This window comes from Lunatimonas lonarensis (assembly GCF_000390185.1).
Lineage (GTDB): Bacteria > Bacteroidota > Bacteroidia > Cytophagales > Cyclobacteriaceae > Lunatimonas > Lunatimonas lonarensis.
On the sequence record NZ_AQHR01000040.1, the window covers coordinates 38,330 to 59,358 of the forward strand.

Genomic DNA, 21,029 nt, shown 5'->3' on the forward strand with positions numbered 1-21,029 from the left:
TTGAATTTAACGATAACGAACTGAACGATAGTAACAGTATGCCAAAATTAGCTGCGTTTCCCAAAGCCTTCATGCAAGCTTTATGCAAAGATGGATCGATGAAGTTGGAGGAATGGATTGAGTTAGCCAGTAAGCTGGAGATAGAAGGATTGGAATGGTATGCCGGGTTTTTGGAAATGGAAGACCGATCCAAGTGGCCTGATTTCCGAAAAATGGTAGAAGACAAAGGCAAAACCATCCCAATGATGTGTTGTTCGCCCGATTTTACCCACCCGGATGCAGGATTTAGGGAAAAAGAAATTGCCAAACAAAAGCATTGGGTCGACATGACCCACGTATTGGGCGGCAGCTATTGCAGGGTGCTTTCCGGTCAAAAAAGACCGGAACTATCCATTGATGAGGGGGTAAAATTGGCGGCCGATTCCATCATGGCGTGTATTCCTTACGCGGCGGAAAGGGGAATTACCCTGATCCTTGAGAATCACTACAAGGATGATTTCTGGGAGTATCCGGAATTTGCCCAACAAATGGACGTGTTCACTAAGCTGGTGGATCAGATCGATCATCCAAACTTCGGCGTGAACTATGACCCCAGCAACACGTTCCTTGCGGGAGAAGATCCAATTGAGCTGCTAAGAAAGGTTTCCCACAGGGTGGTAACCATGCATGCCAGTGACCGGTATTTGAAATCAGGGACCATCGAAGACCTACGAAAAGAAGAAGGTGGTGCTGTTGGCTACGCCAAAAGGCTGTCGCATGGTGAAATTGGAAAGGGACTAAACGACTACGACGCCATATTTGCTGAGTTGAAGCGGGTTGGATTTGATTCTTGGATCAGCATTGAAGACGGCGTAGACGGCATGGACCAACTGGAGCGAAGTGTCGCTTTTTTGAAAAAGAAAATAGCGGTCTACTGGCCTTAACAGTTCTTTCTGTCTTATGGATAGGCAATGCCATGCAGCCATATGAAACCACGCGTTGACTCTTTAGTGGTTGGAAATATGGCGCTAAATGGTTTCAGTTACCCTACGCGTTTTTCTTTGATCCTTACGCAGACACCCGATGAAAGCGAGGAAGAGGCCTTGTAATAAACAACTATAAACAGATGCAAAAAGCGACGCTGCTATTCGATTCTAAATGCATGTTGGCCGAAGGCCCGTATTGGAAGGCCGATTGGAACGCCTTTCTATGGGTGGACATCGAGCACGGAACGTTGTTTTCCTATTCGTTTACGGACAAGCACCTGCAGACCTGGCATTTTCCCCATCGACTAACCGTGGTATTGGAGGAAGGGAATCACTTTGTGTTGGCCTTGGATAGAAAACTGGCACGTTTTGACCCAGCCACAGAGAAACTGGATTGGCTCTTGGAGGTGGAATCTGACCCGACCTTACGCTGCAACGATGGGGCCTGTGACCCTGCTGGCAGAATTTGGATAGGTACAATGGGACTCGATTTTCGCGCGGGTGCGGGTTCCTTGTATTGTGTAGATAGGGGATGGAAGCTCGAGAAAAAGCTGGAAAATATCACCATTTCCAATGGGTTGGCGTGGTCACGGGATGGAAGATCCTTGTACTACATTGATAGCCCTACCCGAATTGTGCGGACGTTTGATTTTAATCCGGACACAGGACAAATTGCCTACCGAAAAGATGCTGTTGTGGTGCCTGAGAGCTTAGGTACTCCGGACGGGATGTGTATGGACGAAGAGGGCATGCTCTGGGTGGCCCATTACGGTGGTTCCGGGGTGTATCGCTGGAATCCAGAAAATGGGGAACTCTTGGACAAGATTTCGGTGGATGCCCCCCATGTTACTTCTTGTGCTTTTGGTGGACCCGACGGAAAACGGCTCCTCATTACCACCGCGAGGGAAAATATGACACAGGATCAACTGGATCAATTTCCCCACAGCGGTGGAGTTTTCCTCGCAGAAATGCCCATGGGGGGCGCCAACGTTTTTGCGGTAAGCATCTAACTGCTATCAATCCACGACGTATTCCAATCAATTCGGCTGTTTCAGCCGGATTGATTGGTCGCGTTTTTCAAAAATTTTTTCGATAAGCGTGAGATCCTTTGCACCGGCAAATGATCCTTGCTTTTTTAGGTAATCAAGGTATTCATCGATATACCGTTGGCTGATTTCCGAATTGTCTCCGTATTTATCCCTTAGACCATTTAAGTCTGCATGCAGCTTTGCCCGTATCTCTGCGTACGTGGGGTCGTCGTATACATTTGTGAGTTCGTGAGGATCCTCATGCCTGTCTATAAGTTCCCATTCATCCGTGTCAAAGTAGTAGTGTACCAATTTATAGTCCTTGGTGATGATCGCGTAGTGCCGTTTTACCATATGGATAGAGGGGTATTCGTAATAGTGGTAATAGACGGCATCCCGTTGCCATACGTCGTTGTTGCCGGTAAGGAAAGGCATTAGGCTTTCACCTTGCATGTCTTCTGGCGATGCGATGCCCGCGGCTTCCAAGAATGTCTGTGCGAAATCCAGGTTCTGCACGAGTGCATCCGATTTCTGTCCAGCCGGGGTTTTTCCCGGCCACGCCATCAACAGGGGTGTTTTGAACGACTCGTTGTAGACAAAGCGCTTATCGAACCAACCATGCTCTCCCAGGTAAAATCCCTGATCCGAGGTATATACGATGATGGTGTTTTCCATTAGTCCGTTTTCCTCCAGATAATCCAAAACCCTGCCCACATTTTCGTCTACCGATTTTATCGTTCCGAGATAGTCCTGCATATAGCGCTGGTAGCGCCATCGCATTTGGTCTTCTTCGGTCATGGTAGGGTAGGCCTTTTTAAATGCCTCATTCACCTCGCGGTAATACGTATCCCAATTGGCGCGTTGAGCTTCGTTCATGCGTCCTACTTCACTTTCAAACGCTGCTTTGTCCCAGCTGGAGGTACCCGCAATGCCCAACTCGTCCATGAGGTCCGGGTAGATTTTTGAATCTCCTGCCCAATGCATATCGGTAAGAAGGTTCATTTCGGCTTCTCTGGCATGCCTACCCCTGCCGGAGTAATCGTCAAAAAGCGTGGCAGGTTCCGGGAAGGTGCGTTGGGTAAACTCCTCAAAATGCCGTTCGGCCATCAGCCACTCGCGGTGCGGTGCCTTATGGAGGTACATCAAAAGAAATGGATCATCTGCTTTTCTGTCATTTTCCAACCAATCCAAGGTCATATCGGTAATGATGTCGGTGACATACCCCTCTATTCGTACGTTGCCATCGTATTTGGTGATAAAGTCAGGGTTGTAGTAGGCCCCCTGCCCAGGTAGTATTTTGAATTGGTCAAATCCTTTTGGGTTGTTGCCAAAGTGGAGTTTCCCAAACATGGCGGTTTGGTAGCCCGCTTGTTGCAGGAGCTGGGGGAAGGTTATGTTCGTTGTATCAAAGGGGAAATGGTTGTCTACCTTCCCGTTTATATGGCTGTGTTTGCCCGTAAGGATCGTTGCCCTGGAGGGTGCGCAAATGGAATTGGTGACCGAAGCATTGGTAAAGAGAATGCCCATTTTCGCAATGCGGTCTATGTTGGGTGTCTCTATCAGCCGGTCATCATAGGCAGAGATAGCTTGATAGGCGTGGTCATCTGACATGATAAAGACAATATTCGGCCTGGAGGAGCTCCTTCTTTCGTCTGTTTCGCTACAGGATAGTTGGAGAATAAGAGAAGGGATGAGAAGTAAAAAAGGTAGTTTTCGCATGGTAGGATAAGGCATGTTTTCTAAGGTAAGACCTGCGCTACACAGGTTGGTGAATATCTTCAAACCAGAAATCGGTGAAGTCGGCGTAATTCAAAGGCAAATAAACTGATTTTTTGGCTATAACAGTTAAAAATGATCGGTAAATCCGGGCCTTTAGATTAATTCCATGGCTGGTTTGGATTTACGGGTAAATCATTTGTAGTTTAGCTGTGAAGTCATCATCCACCTGGGTTATCCCTTCTATTATCTTCCGTCATTTCAGCCATCCTATGTTCACATCTTTCTATCTTTTTTTCTTGATATGGATTCAATTTTTGGGTTTTTCACCGGTCCAACAGCCCAAAAAGCCCAATGTACTGTTTTTGTTTGCCGATGACCAACGCGCCGACGCGCTTGGGATTGCAGGCAATCCGTACATTTTGACCCCACATATTGACCAGTTGGCAAGGGAGGGAAGTCGGTTTACAAACGCCTATGTGATGGGAGGGAACCATGGAGCGGTTTGTATGGCGAGTAGAGCCATGCTCATGAGCGGGATGAACCTGTTCAGGGTATATGACCGCCTGAAGGATGTGCACACTATGCCGATGGCCTTCGCCGAGGCGGGATATGAGACCTATGGAACGGGTAAATGGCACAACGAGCGGGAAGCTTTCGAATCCGGATTCCACCACGGAAAGAATGTTTTTTTGGGTGGAATGGCGGATCATTTTGGCATTAATCTCCGGGATTATGATGAGGATGGAAAGTTGGGTGAACCCACGGTTAAGTCGTATTCGACAGAGGTTTTCGCAGAGACAGCGATTGGGTTTATAAAGGATCACACATCAAAGGGTAACGGCAAGCCCTTTTTTTGCTATGTTTCGTTTACCGTACCCCATGATCCCTATTCGCCCGAAGGACCTTTTATTGGGCATTACCCGGACGGGTCATTACCATTGCCAGGAAATTACATGCCCTTTCATCCATTCGAGTTTGATGACCTTATGGTTAGGGACGAAAACCTGACGGGATGGCCCCGACGTCCTGAGGTAATCCAGATGATCTTATCAGATTACTATGCGCTGGTCACCCATTTGGATCAACAGATAGGAAGGATCATCGAGCAGTTAAAGGCTTCCGGTCAGTATGAGAATACGATTATCGTGTACACAGCCGATAATGGGCTTGCTGTTGGAAGCCATGGACTGTTGGGAAAGCAGAACCTATACGAACACTCAACGAAAATCCCCCTTATAATTGCAGGACCTGGGGTGCCGGCCAAAGAGACCTTTGATGCGCTGGCCTATATCCACGACCTATTCCCAACCTTGGCAGAGCTTTCAGGTGTACCTACCTCAGGGAGTTTGGATGGGGAAAGCCTCGTTCCGGTGATCCAAGGCGCCAAGCCTATGGTGAGATCTTCATTGTTTTCAGCCTACCGACACACGATTCGGGCGGTAAGGGATGGGCAGTGGAAGCTTATCCGCTATCCGGAACGTGACTACACTCAGCTATTTAATCTGGAAAGTGACCCCTATGAGCTAAACAACCTTGCAGAGAAACCGGCCCACCGCGCTACGGTGGAAAGGCTTCGAGGTTTGCTGGGGGAATGGCAGGAAGCCTATGGCGACGATCAGGCATGGACCGCTAGCCTGATAAAGCCTAAAGCCTATGACCCCGATACCTTGGTGAGGAAGCCCGACCGATGGCAGCCCGAGTACGTCCTGAAAAGGTATTTTTGACATCGCGTTAAATAGAAGGTATTATAAAGGTTGGTTTGTAGTAGGAGGGGTTGCTTGGAAGAGTATCGTTCAACATCCCAATTATCCGTTTATCCCTTCTTTTTACAGGTGCTGGAAACCCGTGTGGTTATCACAACTCGGGTTTGTGTACTAGGGGCCTTTGCTGTACATTTATTCCGACATGAACCCAAAGTCCATTATTTTATAGCTCACAAGGAGTAGTTCAACTGTATATTCCATTATTGGACGATGATTAAAACTAAAAATAGACGTTCGTTTGTCAAAAAAGCATTGGCTCTTACCGGTGCCTTTTCTTCTGCCAGCTTGTTTAGTGAATTGCATGCAGAGGACTTTCGTATAATTCAGAAAAGGTTTGCTCCTTCTTCGGCAACGGCACTTGCAGACAATGAGGATTTTTGGAGCCCTATACAGAGGGCCTACTCCGCAAGTTCTTCTCCTGTTATGAATTTGAACAATGGCGGCGTATCACCGTCGCCGTTGGTTGTTTTGCAGGCGGTAGAGCGCTACAATCAGCTGTCCAACCAAGCCCCTTCCTATTACATGTGGCGTATTTTGGATCAGGGCCGAGAACCACTGAGGGATAAGCTGGCGTTGCTGGGTGGTTGCGACCCGGAGGAGATTGCCATCAACAGAAATGCCACTGAGGCGTTAAATACGGTGATTTTTGGGCTTGATCTTCGACGGGGCGATGAGGTGATCGGCAGTTTCCAGGATTACCCGAATATGATGCAGGCTTGGTCCCAGCGGGCTGAGAGAGAAGGGATAGTATATAAGCAATTAAGTTTTGATTTTCCGATCGAGGATGAGGAAAGTATTGTGGATGCCTATCGCCGTGCGATTACCCCGAAGACCAAAATCATACATGTTACCCATGTGATCAATTGGGTTGGGCAGATTATGCCCGTACGAAAGATTTGCCAAATGGCCCATGAACGGGGAATCGAGGTCGTTGTAGATGGTGCACATTCATTTGGGTTGTTGGACTATAAAATTCCGGATCTGGAGGCAGACTATTTTGGTACCAGTCTTCACAAGTATCTTTCCGCACCCATCGGGAGTGGGATGATGTGGATCAAGCGGGATAAAATTGCCAAAATATGGCCTCTTTTATGCAACAGCGAGCCCAAAAGCGGAAATATTCGTAAGTTTGAAACTATTGGAACCCGTTCCTTCCCCATAGAGCAAGGCATAGGCGAGGCGATCAATTTTCATAATGCCATCGGAACGAAACGAAAGGAGGAGCGTGTCCGGTTTCTGAAGAATTATTGGGCCCAAAAGGCGTTGGAAATTCCCGGTATCAAACTTCATACCTCTTTAAAAAGTGAATTCAGCTGTGCAATTGCCGGAGTATCTCTCGCCGGTATGTCAACCCCTGAGTTGGGAAACACACTTTTAAACGAATTCAAGATTCATACCACCTCAATGGTTTACCACAACATCGATTGTGTTCGGGTTTCGCCCCATGTATATACCAGCTTAGCAGATTTGGATCGGTTAGTGTATGCGTTGGAAAAGATTTCCCATAGGGTTTAGGCGCCGGGATTGAGTAAATCCAATCCCTAATCCAGCTTTTTGTTGGGTTCTGCTTCGTCCTAGAGGAGCCTGTACCCAATAAAAATACCCCATCGAATCATGTTTTCGATGGGGCTTATTTTGGTGGTGCTACTTAAACGAAGGACGTCCCGGTCCTGTGTAAGGTTTTGCACCTTTATTGGTCATCCAGGAGGCGTCTACAGATCGCAGGCTTTTGTCCGCCGTCTCAGGTTCTTCTATAAATCCATAGTATCGACCCATCCAGTAGTCTCGAAGGAATCCTACCGGCTCCATGATCCGTTTTCCGTTTACCCCTCCGTCCAAAACAATCGCCCGTCGGGCACCGCGGCTTACACTTTTTTCTCGCGGCGAGATGGCCTTTAATCCCCCTTCATAGGAGGTATAACCCGGTGAAACGAACAGGTCGTCCCGGTGGGAATTCTGGTAGTTGTGCTCTATGCAGTCCAATGTCCATTCCCGAAGGTGCTGAACTGCTACTTCGAGTTCTGCGTCATTGCCGGTAAAAGCTGCATAGCTGAAGTTAAACCAGGGGATTTGTTCCATGCGCTTGATTTCAAAGGTTCTTTCCAAGCTTCGGAGGAATACCGATCTACGGGCGGGATCCTTTTCATAGCGCAAAAGGGTATTATAGGCTTCAAATGCCAGATTGTCGTCCCATGGAGCGATTTCTGAAGGCGGAAAGGTTTTCTTCTGTCGTATGGTATTCTGCGCGTAGCCCCAGTCTATCAGTTGGTGGTAGCCCTTCTTGAACCTCTCTTCACCTGTTAATGCATAGGTTGCATAGGAGAAAGCGAGTGCCTCCAGGCCATTAACGCCGCGGTCCTCCCACCCATAGGGCCTCAAAAGGTATTCCGGGTTCCAGCGTCCCCACCTGGTAGGCTGTCCATCCATATCGATCAGCACCCAGTTATTGTCCATAATGTATCCGGTAATCCTTCGCATGTGTTCTTTGGCGAGTTCTTTTTCCAACTCATTTGCTGCCAAATCGTGAAAAAGGGAGACCGAATAAAAATGAGCTATCACTTCATCACTCGAGGCATCTCCTTTCCAGTACCAAAGGCTGTCCGGTGTGGCATTCCACTTTGCGGGAAGGCCACCAGATCCCCGTTGGCCCATTCTGCCGGTGTCTCCCTGCCTAGACCAAATGGATCGGGCGATCAATCCGTCGATAGGGGTAACCCGCTCCAGCCAAAGCATGGCCTGAAAAGCTTCTGCCGCTTCTTTCCGGGCGGCTTGATCTCCCGTAACGGCGTATTTATAGCTCATGGCCGTTAGGTAGGACGCGGTGTGTGATCCATCGTTGTCGCTGATTTCCCGCACCCATTCCCCTTGATAATCATACAGGGTGTGGATAAAACCCAGCCGCTTATGTTCCCATTTTTCAAGCCACTGCTCGTAGTGGTCTGCCTTTTTTAGCAGCGTAAAGGGCTCATAGGAAATCACGCCGATCCCCTTGTCGGTGGCGATGTATACAGCATTTGTGCCCACGGCTATGCTATTTACATGGTTATCTGGCAGCCAATGGTCGGCTCCGAAATAGTGCCAGCCATCATCCAGCATTCGGATGGCCCCACGATCGGTGCCTATCCATACATCTCTGTCAAAGCCTCTTGTAAGTTGTCTGGTATTTTCAATCGGAAGGCCGTCGGAACCTTTAATTACACCCATGGATGCACCACGTAATACGCCAAGGCCTCTGTCTGTACTGATAAATAGCCGACTACCTACCGATAGCATTTCACGGGTATTTTTTGAGGGTAGGTTTCCCCAATCAACCAGATGTTCGTTTACGACGTTTCCGGCAAGCTGTACCAGTTGGCCCTCTCGTAGAATATGCAGCGTGCCAGCGTAACTCTCAATGGAGCTGATAGGGCCGAGTTTAACCGGATCTGCCAGAAGTTGGGTGCCATCTTCCATGACCATCGTGATATCACTCGACAAGTATCCCCCTGCTGGCATGATATTGACCAGCCTATCGCCTTCCAATCTGAAAATATCTTCAGAAGATGACGCATATACATCTCCCAGATGGGAGCAAATGGAGGTGATTTCACCGTTTTCTATTTTTTTCCACCTATCTTCAGCAGCGATGAAGAGTCCACCTGATCCGTAAGCGAATAGTTGGTTTTTTATCGTATTCAATCGGGATATCCCGTTAGGTGTATTTGGCTGTTTTTCGAAGTGGCTGCCTTTTACCTCATAGATTTCGTGATCAATCAGCGCGATGATTTTTTCCCCATGCAGCGCTATTTGGCTTACTGGAAGCTTTGAGAGTATAATCTGGGATCTCTCCTGCAGGAAAACTTCATCTTTGACCGGTTTCCATAGCTTTACTTCCTGGGCCTGTAGACTGCTAATGACCAAATGTAAGATCAATAAAAGCGGTAAGGGTCTTCTCAATTTTATCATGGATGTATTTTATTTTCTTAAGTATACGGTGCTTTGGAAGAAAACTACCATTGTAACCAAAACCCCTACCGATACAAAAAAAAGGTTTTGGTTCGTGGGTGGTAGTTTTTTTGTAACTTTTTTGTGAAAAACTACCGTTATACACCAATTTTTGGATATATTTCAGGCTGTTTCTGGTTATTTACTCGTGAGATGGAGCAGCGGAAGGACAAGCTGGTGGATTTTAATCTTGATCTATTTTTTTCAACAGTCGCCTGATTTGTTGTGCATAGCCGGTTATGACGGTTATTTTAAGCGAGTCAATCCTTCTTGGCAGAGATTATTAGGGTATTCTGAACTTGAGTTACTTTCCAGTCCAATAGATTCCTTTGTTTTTTTGGACGATAGTCAGGAGACCCTAAATCGCCGAAATTATATCTTGAAGGGTAATTCGTTGCTCAACTATGAGAATAGGTATCTTTCCAAGCAGGGCAAGGTGATTTGGCTTTCATGGACATCTTTTCCTGTTCCGGAAAGACGTCTGATATACGCGATTGCCAAGGACATTACCGTCAAAAAGCAGCTGGAAGCAGATAGGAACGCCCTTATTCGACAAATGAGTGGATCTATTGAAAAAATGAGGCAAAGTAACTATACGGTTTCCCATGACCTGCGTTCACCGGTAAACAATCTTTTTGCCCTGATTGATTTGCTGGATCCAATGAATCCTCAAAGCAGCGAAAGCCAGGAATTTTTGGATTTGATTCGAGTAAGCCTATGCAGGTTAAAGGTCATTTTTGATCGGTATTTGACCGGCGTTGATAATGAAGAGGTATCGGCTGTGGCAATGGAATCTGTGTTCGTTCCCGAGATTTTCAAGGAGGTCGTTTTTTCTATTGATACCTTGATTGTTTCATCTGAAGCCCGTATTTCTACCGATTTCTCAGCCTGGGAAACGGTAAGGTTTAGTCGCGTCTTTATGTATAGTATTTTACTGAATTTAATTACCAACGCTATCAAATATCGAAGAGAAGGAGTTGGTTTGAAGATCGAGATTGAGACCATGTGGGACGGGAAAGGTCAGCAAATGGTGATAAGAGACAACGGAATAGGCTTTGACATGGATGCGGTAGATCGGGCCATTTTCGGGTTTCGGAAAAAATTCACAGATCTACCTGATAGCAACGGAATCGGTTTGTACCTTGTAAGCAGTCAGATTAGAGCGTTAGGTGGCGACATACAACTGACCAGCAAAAAAGGGGAGGGTTCGGCTTTTTTGCTGACATTCTGATCCTGTTACCTTATTGGCAGTACCTGAGCCCTTTCCTCAGCTGGGTATTTTTACTTTTTTTATAATAAAATAAACATTTTTTTAGCATTTTAATAGTTTGGGTAATGAGGGAATAAAGTCGTATTTTTGGGTTCAAATCTGCTAAAAACCCGCAACCATATCATGCAGGCACCCCTCCCTTCAAACGAACTGGATAGACTCCTAGACCTCAGTGCGTACGGATTGGATTATTTGGAACTCGAGGAACAATTCAGGGATTTGACAGCGCTGGCTGCCAAGATATCGGGAGCCAAGTTTTCGCTGATCAATATCATCGACACCTATACACAGTGGAGTGTGGCAGCTACCGGTATTGATCCCGGGCAGGTACCGAGAGATCAATCCATTTGCCAATACACGATTTTGGATGAAGATCCTCTGGAAGTCCAAAATATTCTGGAAGATGACCGATTTGCGGGTCAAGCCTTTGCTACGGAGGAAAGTCCATTCAAGTATTACTGGGGAATCCCCTTACGTACGCCGGAGGGGTTTAATATTGGTGCGCTATGTGTATTGGATAGCAAGCCGAAGCTTATAGACGAAGAAAAAACTGAAATGCTGAAATTGATTGCAAACGAGGTCGTCAATAGGCTCGGCATGGTTAAAAATATTCGGCAGCTTGAGGATAGCGTTAGCCAGGCAAAAGAAGCGACCAGAAAGATCGCGCATGATATAAGAGGCCCTTTGGGCGGTATTTTGGGATTGTCCCAATTGATACATGATAAGGGAGACAAGGCGAGTTTGGGAGAGGCAAGTGAGGTTATAGGCTTTATTTTTTCCAGTAGCCAGGCCTTATTGGAATTGACCGATGAGATTCTGCTGGAATCCATACGCCCCAGTAAAGCTTACAGGGAATTGTCAAGTGATGAATACACGCTTCCGATCTTTGGAGAGAAACTTAAGAGTCTTTATGGGGTTCAGGCGAGTCAAAAAGGCGTAATTTTGACAGTATCCACCAATGAGGATAATTGCGACAGGCCTTTTGCAAAGCGGCAATTCTTGCAGATAGCCGGAAATTTGATCTCAAATGCCATTAAATTCACACCCGAGGGCAAGAAAGTACACGTTTCCTTGTCGTTGGAATCAGATAGCCCTTCAAAAGGTATACGGATTTCAGTTAAAGATCAGGGAGTGGGAATGACGCCGGAAAAAATCACGGAGATTCTAGGTGGACAAAGCGACTCAACAAAGGGTACAGCAGGTGAAACCGGATATGGGTTTGGACTACCGGTTGTGAGGAAACTGGTGACAGAACAAGGAGGGTCGATGAAGATTGACTCCAAAGAAAACGAATATTCTGAATTTAACGTTTGGGTTCCGCTGTAGGGACTCGGTGGTGCTCGGTCTTTCTGTTTGCTAAGTAAGTGAAATCAAATTATGTATATTGATAGTCTATTTTTACACTAATTCATGGAAACAACCCTTAGATTACCCCATTCTGATTTTGAAATTTCGAGAATTATCTTCGGCTGCTGGGCCATAGTAGGCGGGTTCAATTGGGGGCCGCAGGATGAACGTGATTCCATTGAGGCCTTAAAGGCGGCCTATGACAGCGGGATCAGTACTTTTGACACCGCTGAGGCGTACGGAGGCGGGCAGTCCGAAAACCTGTTGGCCAAAGCGTTGAAGGGAGAGCGGCACCGGATAGTTATTGCCTCTAAGGTGGGCCCGCAGGATTTTGCATACGCAGATTTGATCCAGGCCTGCGAACGGGGATTGAAAAATCTTCAGACCGACTACATTGATTTGTATCAGTTGCACTGGCCGAATCCGGCCATTCCGTTGGATGAAACACTAGGTGCCTTACAGGTGCTAAAGGATCAGGGAAAAATCAGAGCCTATGGCGTATCCAATTTTGGGGTTAAAAGCCTTACTACCTGCGCTGAATCTGCGGGTGCCATCAGTAGCAACCAAATGGCCTACAACCTGCTTTTTCGGGCAATTGAATACGAAATTCTTCCCAAATGCATAGAGAGTGATATTCCGGTGCTTTGTTACTCACCCATTATGCAGGGATTGCTCACAGGCAAGTTTTCTGATTGGGAGCAGGTTCCGGATGATAGAGCCAGAACACGTCATTTTTCCAGTAAAAGGCCCCAATCTCGGCATCAGGAGGAAGGTTGTGAGGGCCTTACTTTTGAGACCATAGCCGCTATTAGGCGACTTTCTACCGATAATGGGATGGACATGGGGTCACTGAGTTTAGCCTGGCTTTTGAGGCAACCGGGTGTAGGTGGCGTAATAGTCGGTGGAAGGAACGCTGAGCAGGCTCGTCGTAACACCTTGGCCTACGAAGTGTCAAATAACCGAGGGCTTTTCGAGGAACTAAGCGGCCTGACGGAAGAACTTAAAGAGAAGTTAGGTTCCAATGCCGATCTTTGGCAGACAGATTCCCGTGTAATATAAGTTTTCTGAATAAGTCCTCATATACCTGTAGCATTCGCATTCCTTTTTTCGTCTTGGGATAAATTCAGGTCGTTGCTTCATTTCAGTAAGGTACCTTGAATGAAAGCGTACTCGCTTTCCATTGGCTAAAATCCAGGGGATGGCGTGCCTTTTTACCAAATGAGCGGACTTATGAACAGATGTATAGTCTTAATTTTATTTCTTTGTATTAGTTGCCAGGTTGAAGACACACCCTTTCAATCGGATCCTGATGGATTAGAGGGGACTTGGAGACTGGTTCGCCAGGCGTCAAGCATAGGTGGGGCACCCGTGGAGACAAGCGTTCAGAACGGGCAGGAAATAACGTTTCTTCCCAATAAGACCTTTGTGAAACACCCACTAGAAGCATGTGGTAGCGGATTTTTCCATTTGGAGGAAAATGTACTCAGTATGGATCTCTTTTGTGACGGTTCAGATGTAATGACACAATCACTTATTTACCAAGTGGACTTTCAGGCGGGAACGCTAAAATTGACACCTATAGAGCCGCAGTGCATTGAAGGCTGTTGGTTTATCTACAGAAAGTTAAAAGACTGAGCTGCCTGCCCACAGGTTGGTCAGCCCAGTCTTCTCTCGTTTACAATACGGGACCCGCATTTTTTATTTCGGGACTAACCTTTGTTTCAAATTGGGCAAAATTAGCCACGAATAGGTTTACCAGTTTATTTTTGATTTGGTAAAACCGTGTCTTGTCTGCCCATGTATTTTCGGGAATTAGGATCTCCACCGGTACGCCTGGACATGAAATCGGGATGGATAGACCAAAATTTTCTTCCTGATGGGTTTTGACTCCATTGAAGCTTCCATGGTGGATCGCATCTAGAATGGCTCTTGTGTATTTCAGTTTTATACGAGAACCGGTTCCATAGTCTCCGCCTATCCATCCTGTATTTACCAGCCAAGCCTGTGTTTGATGCTGTTTCATTTTTTCAGCAAGCAGCGAGGCGTATTTATTGGGGTGCCACATCATAAAAGCAGCACCAAAACAGGCACTAAAGGTTGCTGAGGGTTCCTGAACCCCCATTTCTGTGCCCGCTACTTTGGCAGTGTACCCGGAAATAAAATGGTAGCTGGCTTGTTCGGGGCTAAGCTTACTTACCGGCGGAAGTACCCCGAATGCATCGCAGGTCAGGAAGATGATGTGTTTGGGATGTCCTGCCACGCAAGGTATTTGGGTGTTGGCGATGAAATCGATGGGATAAGATGCGCGGGTGTTTTGAGTGATGGAAGTATCACCATAGTCGACTACGCGGGTGGTTGGATCGTACACCACGTTTTCCAATACCGTTCCGTACCGAATGGCATTGAATATATCGGGTTCGTGTTCCTCGGTGAGATCAATTGCCTTGGCATAACAGCCCCCTTCTATGTTAAAGATACCATCTGCGGTCCAACAATGTTCGTCATCACCTATCAATTTTCGTTTTGGATCCGCACTGAGCGTTGTTTTTCCGGTTCCTGAAAGTCCAAATAGGACAGTAACATCGCCGTCTTTTCCCACATTGGCAGAGCAATGCATGGGCAATACTTTTTCCAAAGGCATCAAGTAATTCATGATGGAAAAAATGCCCTTTTTCATTTCTCCGGCATATTCGGTGCCGAGAATGACCATTTCCTTTCGTTCCAAACTCAATCCAATGCTTGTTTTGGATGTCATGGTGGTCGTAAAGGAATTGGCAGGAAAGCTGCCACCGTTAAAGACTACGTAATCTGGTTCCCCAAAAGAGGCCAATTCCTCGGCCGTAGGCATGATAAGCATGTTTTCCATAAACAGGGCATGGTATGCCCGGGTGCAGATTATCCGTATTTTGAGCCGGAAATTCGGATCCCACCCGGCAAATGCATCCACCACATACAGGATGTTTCTGGTATTGAAATAATCAATAGCCCGCTCTCTGTTTACCATGAAGGTATGCTCGTCCATCTCGAAATTTACTGCTCCCCAGTCAATGTTCATTTCGGAGTTTTTGTGGCGGACAATGCGTTTGTCCTTTGGGCTTCGACCGGTCCTTTTGCCAGAATAGCAAATCAACGCCCCTGTATTGGATATGGCAGAGCCCTTTTCCAGTCGTATGGCGGATTCGTAAAGCACTGACCTTTCGCCATTTCTAAGAATGTTGTCTACTTCGATTCCATATTGTTTTAGCTCAAAACCCATCATTTGTCTTTTTTAATTTTCGGTTATTTTGTGCATGAAAATATCAAATTTGTGCGACAATGACTAGTTGGATTCGGTAAAATGCGCTTAAATTGAAAAAAAATCCCTCTTCGACCAGATTCGTAGAGGGATATACATGGATGCATGGAGTTGCTTATTTTTACATTTTGCCTCGAAGCATTTGATTCCAGTACAGGTAGGGGAGTCCATATTTTTTCAGAAGCCACATGGAATACTGTTCTTTGCTCGTATCCATAAGTTTGGAAAGAATGGGATCGCTGTCTCTGACATTGTCGTACTTGAACTCCGCCAACACCATTTTTCCGTAGCCGGTTACGAGGGGACAGGATGAGTAACCTTCGTATTTTTTGGAGGATAGACTATTGGTTTTGATGAGTTTGAGCAGGTTTTCTACGACTACTGGGGCTTGTTTTCGAATAGCGGCACCGGTTTTTGCTGTGGGAAGTGCAGCCACGTCTCCCAAGGAGAAGATAGTTGGGTATTCGTTGTGCTGAAGAGTGGATATGTCTACGTTGACCCAACCCTTCGATGGGCCACTTTGGTGCACAATTTTTGAATTCGAAATGAAGTCGGGGGCTTTTTGGGGAGGTGCCAGGTGCAGCATGTCATAGGGCATGATAATCTCGGTTTCTCCGATGACTTCCTCGAGAATCCGCTTGTCCTCGGTTCCCACGCAACTGTTGATTCCGGACTTGTTGTATTTAAAATGAACGACCTTTTTGATAGGATCGATTTTTACAGGACTGTAAAATGGTTTGAAAATGATATCACGCTCCTGAATGATTTTATTCAGGGTGTTTGCGAAATCCTTAACGCCAAAAATGACGGTACCGGGGGTGGCAAATACGACGTTGGTTTTGTCCCGGATTCCGTTCTTTCTAAAATAGTCCTCCGCTAGGTACATAATTTTTTGCGGCGCACCGCCACATTTGATGGGTGTAGACGGTTGGGTAAATACCGCGTTCCCGCCTTTAAAGTTTTTCAAAACTTCAAATGTGTACTCAGGGTCGGTGTAGTTAGAGCAAACCCCGTCTTTTCCGAGGCTTTCCCGAAGTCCTGGTAGCCCATCTAAATCCATGACCAATCCAGGGGCTACCACAAGGTAGTCGTACGAGTAATCCCCCGATTTTCTAGTGCCTACTATTTGACGGTCAGGATCTATCTGCTCTGCGTAGTCTTGGATCCAATCCACTCCTTTTGGAATGTAGTCAGCCTCCGGACGGATGGTTTTTTCCATGTCAAAGGTGCCTGCGCCGACAAGAGTCCATGCGGGCTGGTAGTAATGTTTTTCGGAGGGCTCGATCAGTCCAATGGAGAGGTTTTTTTCGGAGCGCTTTAATTGCGCTGCGACCATAATTCCCGCAGTTCCTCCTCCTATGACGACTATTTGATAATGTTTCATCTGTCTATAATTGTTTGTTAGCGGCCACTGTCGCTCGCGTCGTGCCTACTTGGTCCGGTAGGCAGGCTCGATTTCATGGCATTGTTGAGTTTTTTTCAAGTCAAATCTATTTTCTTTCTATTGAAAAGCCTGTAATTTTTGTCACATAGATGCGTAAAAGCTTTCCGATTGGTTTTTAGGTTTGAAATAGGTATTAACCCGCAGATTTACTTAATTTCGATTTTCCAACCCCAAGGTGAAGATGCATGAAACAGGAGGATACTAGGAAGATCAAATCGATTTCACAAAAAATCAGTGATTTATTGTTTTTCATCAAGGAGAGGTTCGATCTTCATGAGGGAAAAGAAGACGAGCTGGAAACCATAGACTACATTCGAAAGAGCGTGGAGTTTAAGGGAGCAAATCTTTGGATCCTGATCTTTGCGATTTTTGTGGCCTCTGTTGGCCTCAATGTCAATTCCACTGCGGTCATCATAGGGGCCATGTTGATTTCACCCCTCATGGGCCCCATTATGGGGATAGGAATGGCCGCAGGTATCAACGATTTTGAGCTACTTCAAAAATCATTTAAAAACCTGGGTATTGCCGTTGTCATAAGTATCATTACGTCTACGATCTATTTTTCATTTACCCCGCTGTCCGATGCACAGTCGGAACTGCTGGCAAGGACAGAACCCACTATATGGGACGTCCTCATTGCTCTTTTTGGCGGGTTGGCAGGAATAGTAGCCGGATCCAGAAAGGAAAAAAGCAACGCCATTCCAGGGGTTGCGATCGCAACTGCGCTGATGCCGCCGCTTTGTACCGCTGGATACGGAATCGCTACCGGCAACCTCTATTACTTTTTGGGCGCATTTTATCTTTTTTTCATCAATTCAGTATTCATCAGCCTCTCTACTTACTTGATCGTCCGTTTTATGGGTTTTCCCAAAAAGGAGTTTATGGACGAAAAGCGGGAGAAAACGGTTCGTAACTACATCACCATTTTTACCATCCTAACCATCGTACCCAGTATTTATCTGGCCTACAATATTGTAAGGAGGACTATTTGGGAAAAGGCCGCCACTTCTTTTGTTTCCTCCGAATTTGATTTCCCCAGAACTCAGGTAATCAGTTCGTCTTTTTTTTACAATCCCGATAGCAGTGTGATAGAGGTAGCCTTGGTAGGCGAGCGAATTGATGAGCAAATGATCGCCTCCCTTCGCAGAAGAACCGAATCGTCCAACCTAAAGAATACCCATATTCAGATCAAGCAGAGTGGAGATTCCGGAGCAGATATGAATTTGCTGCGATCAGATATCCTAAAAGACCTCTATGAGCGGAATGAAATACTGTTACAGAATAAAGATCAACAGATTCGGTTTTTGGAACGTGAGATTGAAAAATACACCGAGACCTCAAATATGACCATGGATTTGGCCCAAGAGGCTAAAGTAAACCACCAACACCTTAACGCTTTTGCGATTAATCGAGCCATAATAGCGAACCTGCAACAGAATCAAGTGGATACGATCCTTTTTGCTTACGCCACATTTTCGGTAAAGCCCGGTTTACCGGAACAGAATAAACTAAAGGAATGGCTAAAGGTTAGGACGAAAGCCGACTCGGTGGCTTTGGTTATGGAGTAGGTGGTTCAAAAAAAAATCAACGTAGAAAAACCCAAAATGGACTTGCTGGATTCAGTAACAGACTTGGAAAGAGTCCAATCAGTGGATGCACCCTTTGGCGTGCCCCGTCTGATGTGGTGTTTTTGGTCCGAGGGAGACATGGGTGCCGTTAGAAGCCTCAGTCTATCGTATCTTGTAAAAAATGTAGGGGTACCGGTTTTTTTGGTCACACGAAAGAGCTTCTTTCGATTGGAGAAGCCTGAGTTTCCGATTCATCCAGCCTTTCGCTGGCTAAGTGCAGTCCATCAGTCAGACTACGTCCGTACCTACCTTTGGCATCACTATGGGGGTGCGTGGCATGATGTGAAGGCAACTGAAGTTTCCTATTTTCCGCTTTGGGATCATTTTGAGGATGAGTTAGTGTATTTTTTGGGCAGACCGGAGGTTAGAGGAGGGGCGGCAACCCTCTACGATGATAGTGGACGCTGGATGCCGGACTGCTGGCATGACCTGGTTTCGGTTATTGCCTGGATAGGTAGGCCAAACACACCTTTTTCGCGGGAAATGATGGAGCGCATGCACCTATTTCTGGATCAAAACCTGGATACTCTCAAAGCCAATCCTGCTCGACATCCGAGGGAAAAAAAAGCGGAGGGATCAAATGCCATTCTTCGCGCAATCAAAAAGGCGTATTTCTCTGTTTCCAAAAGGAGTCCAGGCTATCCGATTCCATGGACCTTATTCGGCAATATTTTTCATCCGTTGAATTTTAAGTACAAAGAACATGTACGGGCACTGTTGCCGAGCGACCGCCAAAAGAATGCGGGGATCTACCACCGGAATTGATGGGAAAGAAGTTTGGTTTCAATTCCCATTCAAGATTTTGAATGCTGGACAGGATTATTCCTACCAAAATTAATATCGGGAAGCCAGGCCCTTAATCGATTATTTTGACTAATTTTGCATCCCATAAGAATATAAACAAAATTTCATCTTTCCATTCTTATGGGCCATTCTACCAAGCATATTTTTATCACCGGAGGGGTAACCTCGTCCCTCGGCAAGGGGATTATTGCAGCATCCCTTGCTAAGTTACTGCAATCAAGGGGTGTTTCCGTTACCATCCAGAAATTTGATCCTTACCTAAACATTGATCCGGGGACACTGAATCCTTATGAACATGGGGAATGTTATGTGACCGAAGACGGTGCCGAGACTGACCTCGATTTGGGTCACTATGAGCGTTTTTTGAATACGCCTACCTCACAGGGTAATAATGTCACTACTGGACGTATTTATAATAACGTCATAACCAAGGAGCGAAAGGGTGAATACCTCGGAAAGACGGTTCAGGTGATTCCTCATATTACCGACGAGATCAAGCGAAATTTTTACAAGCTCGGTGTGGATGGAAAATACGACGTCATCATTACCGAAATAGGGGGCTGTGTGGGGGATATTGAATCCTTGCCTTTTATCGAAGCGGTCAGGCAAATCAGGTGGGATTTGGGTCCCAATAATTTTTTGGTAATCCACTTGACCTTGATTCCCTATCTAGCTGCTGCAAAGGAGTTAAAGACAAAGCCAACGCAGCATTCCGTTAAGCAGCTTTTGGAAGCCGGTGTGCAGCCCGACATATTGGTTTGCCGTACCGAGCACCATTTGCCTGCCGATGTGAAGAAAAAGATTGCCCTTTTTTGCAACGTGCAGCTAAACTGCGTGATTGAAGCCATGGATGCGGACACGATTTACGATGTCCCTTTGCTCATGAAAAAAGAAAAACTGGATGAGCGAGTAATCAGCAAGCTCAAATTGTCTGGTAAAACCAATACGGATCTTGAGCAGTGGAAGGAATTTTTGGGCAGGTTAAAGAACCCAACGCAGGAGGTTGCAATTGGCTTAGTTGGGAAGTACGTTTCACTTCCGGATGCGTATAAATCAATCATTGAGTCATTTATTCATGCCGGTGCTTCGTTGGAATGCAAGGTTAACCTATCCCTGATATCCTCCGAGGAAATCAACCCAGACAATGTGTCAAAAAAACTGGAGGGCTTGGACGGGATCTTGGTAGCTCCTGGGTTCGGTGAACGCGGGTTGGTTGGTAAGATAGAAGCGGTTAAATTTGCCCGTGAAAAAAAGGTTCCATTCTTTGGTATTTGTCTGGGGATGCAGATTGCGGTAATCGAGTTTGCCAAAAATGTGCTGGGACTTACGAACGCCAGTTCAACGGAAATGAATGCGGATACAGAACATCCGGTTATCTTTCTGATGGAGGAACAAAAGGGAATCACGCAGATGGGAGGAACGATGCGGTTAGGGGCCTATTCATGTGATTTGGTTAAGGGTACTAAAGCAGGAGTGGCCTATGGGAAGTCAAAGGTAAGTGAGCGGCACAGGCATAGGTATGAATTTAACAATAAATACCTTAGTCAATTTGAGCAAAGCGGGATGGTAGCCTCGGGCAGGAATCCGGACAGTGGCCTTGTAGAGATTATGGAATTATCCGATCACCCTTGGTTTGTGGGCACGCAGTTTCATCCAGAATATAAAAGTACGGTATTGACTCCCCATCCCCTGTTTATCCGTTTTATACAAGCGGCAATTGATAGAAAACAACAAGTATAACAACAAAAAGATGCAACGACGGCCTAGGGTATATGGGCGGTC

Annotated in this window: 15 protein-coding genes; 11 read left to right on the top strand and 4 right to left on the bottom strand. The window is 46.2% G+C overall.

The annotated features are described in order from the left end of the window. Positions 1-38 precede the first annotated feature (38 nt). Together ADIS_RS05135 and ADIS_RS05140 are read left to right on the top strand one after the other, a co-directional pair. Entirely contained in the window at positions 39-923 is an 885-nt protein-coding gene (locus tag ADIS_RS05135; protein WP_010853297.1) for a sugar phosphate isomerase/epimerase family protein, read from the top strand. A 182-nt stretch (positions 924-1,105) separates the two neighbouring features. Continuing rightward, on the top strand, positions 1,106-1,975 hold the full coding sequence (locus ADIS_RS05140; protein ID WP_010853298.1) for an SMP-30/gluconolactonase/LRE family protein: 870 nt from the start codon (positions 1,106-1,108) through the stop codon (positions 1,973-1,975). A 27-nt stretch (positions 1,976-2,002) separates the two neighbouring features. On the opposite strand, the gene ADIS_RS05145 is transcribed toward ADIS_RS05140, so the two are convergent. After that, complete coding sequence (locus ADIS_RS05145) at positions 2,003-3,712, bottom strand: sulfatase family protein (protein ID WP_035804798.1); 1,710 nt, start codon at positions 3,710-3,712, stop codon at positions 2,003-2,005. A 209-nt stretch (positions 3,713-3,921) separates the two neighbouring features. On the opposite strand from ADIS_RS05145, the gene ADIS_RS05150 reads away from it, so the two are divergent. Next, positions 3,922-5,436 carry a sulfatase-like hydrolase/transferase gene (locus ADIS_RS05150; RefSeq protein ID WP_238325382.1) on the top strand — a complete coding sequence of 505 codons (1,515 nt, stop codon included), beginning with the start codon at positions 3,922-3,924 and terminating at the stop codon, positions 5,434-5,436. A 249-nt stretch (positions 5,437-5,685) separates the two neighbouring features. Further along, complete coding sequence (locus ADIS_RS05155; RefSeq protein ID WP_010853301.1) at positions 5,686-6,990, top strand: aminotransferase class V-fold PLP-dependent enzyme; 1,305 nt, start codon at positions 5,686-5,688, stop codon at positions 6,988-6,990. 129 nt (positions 6,991-7,119) lie between these two features. Here ADIS_RS05155 and ADIS_RS05160 read toward each other — a convergent pair whose 3' ends face one another. Beyond that, a complete protein-coding gene (locus ADIS_RS05160) occupies positions 7,120-9,420 on the bottom strand; it encodes a hypothetical protein (protein ID WP_081634864.1) in 2,301 nt (766 codons plus the stop codon). Positions 9,421-9,607: 187 nt separating this feature from the next. Here ADIS_RS05160 and ADIS_RS05165 point away from each other — a divergent pair, with 187 nt between their 5' ends. The 4 genes from ADIS_RS05165 to ADIS_RS05180 all read left to right on the top strand — a co-directional run bounded on the left by ADIS_RS05165 (position 9,608) and on the right by ADIS_RS05180 (position 13,711). Next, positions 9,608-10,690 (top strand): PAS domain-containing sensor histidine kinase, encoded by a 1,083-nt coding sequence (locus ADIS_RS05165; protein WP_238325387.1) that lies wholly within the window; start codon positions 9,608-9,610, stop codon positions 10,688-10,690. A 162-nt stretch (positions 10,691-10,852) separates the two neighbouring features. Beyond that, a complete protein-coding gene (locus tag ADIS_RS05170) occupies positions 10,853-12,055 on the top strand; it encodes a GAF domain-containing sensor histidine kinase (RefSeq protein ID WP_035804767.1) in 1,203 nt (400 codons plus the stop codon). A gap of 84 nt (positions 12,056-12,139) precedes the next feature. Further along, positions 12,140-13,135, top strand: a complete 996-nt coding sequence (locus tag ADIS_RS05175) for an aldo/keto reductase (RefSeq protein WP_010853307.1) — start codon at positions 12,140-12,142, stop codon at positions 13,133-13,135. Between the two features lie 171 nt (positions 13,136-13,306). Next, the gene (locus tag ADIS_RS05180; protein ID WP_155907133.1) at positions 13,307-13,711 is read left to right on the top strand and encodes a hypothetical protein; all 405 of its coding nucleotides are present in this window, start codon (positions 13,307-13,309) and stop codon (positions 13,709-13,711) included. Positions 13,712-13,751: 40 nt separating this feature from the next. On the opposite strand, the gene pckA is transcribed toward ADIS_RS05180, so the two are convergent. Continuing rightward, positions 13,752-15,335 carry a phosphoenolpyruvate carboxykinase (ATP) gene (gene pckA / locus ADIS_RS05185; protein WP_010853308.1) on the bottom strand — a complete coding sequence of 528 codons (1,584 nt, stop codon included), beginning with the start codon at positions 15,333-15,335 and terminating at the stop codon, positions 13,752-13,754. 157 nt (positions 15,336-15,492) lie between these two features. Continuing rightward, on the bottom strand, positions 15,493-16,755 hold the full coding sequence (locus ADIS_RS05190; RefSeq protein WP_010853309.1) for an NAD(P)/FAD-dependent oxidoreductase: 1,263 nt from the start codon (positions 16,753-16,755) through the stop codon (positions 15,493-15,495). Positions 16,756-17,000: 245 nt separating this feature from the next. On the opposite strand from ADIS_RS05190, the gene ADIS_RS05195 reads away from it, so the two are divergent. The 3 genes from ADIS_RS05195 (at position 17,001) to ADIS_RS05205 (ending at position 20,987) form a co-directional block, all read left to right on the top strand. Further along, positions 17,001-18,383, top strand: a complete 1,383-nt coding sequence (locus ADIS_RS05195; RefSeq protein WP_010853310.1) for a TIGR00341 family protein — start codon at positions 17,001-17,003, stop codon at positions 18,381-18,383. Positions 18,384-18,425: 42 nt separating this feature from the next. Further along, complete coding sequence (locus ADIS_RS05200; protein WP_162141556.1) at positions 18,426-19,208, top strand: hypothetical protein; 783 nt, start codon at positions 18,426-18,428, stop codon at positions 19,206-19,208. Between the two features lie 159 nt (positions 19,209-19,367). Then, positions 19,368-20,987 carry a CTP synthase gene (locus ADIS_RS05205; protein WP_010853312.1) on the top strand — a complete coding sequence of 540 codons (1,620 nt, stop codon included), beginning with the start codon at positions 19,368-19,370 and terminating at the stop codon, positions 20,985-20,987. The last annotated feature ends 42 nt before the right edge of the window (positions 20,988-21,029 follow it).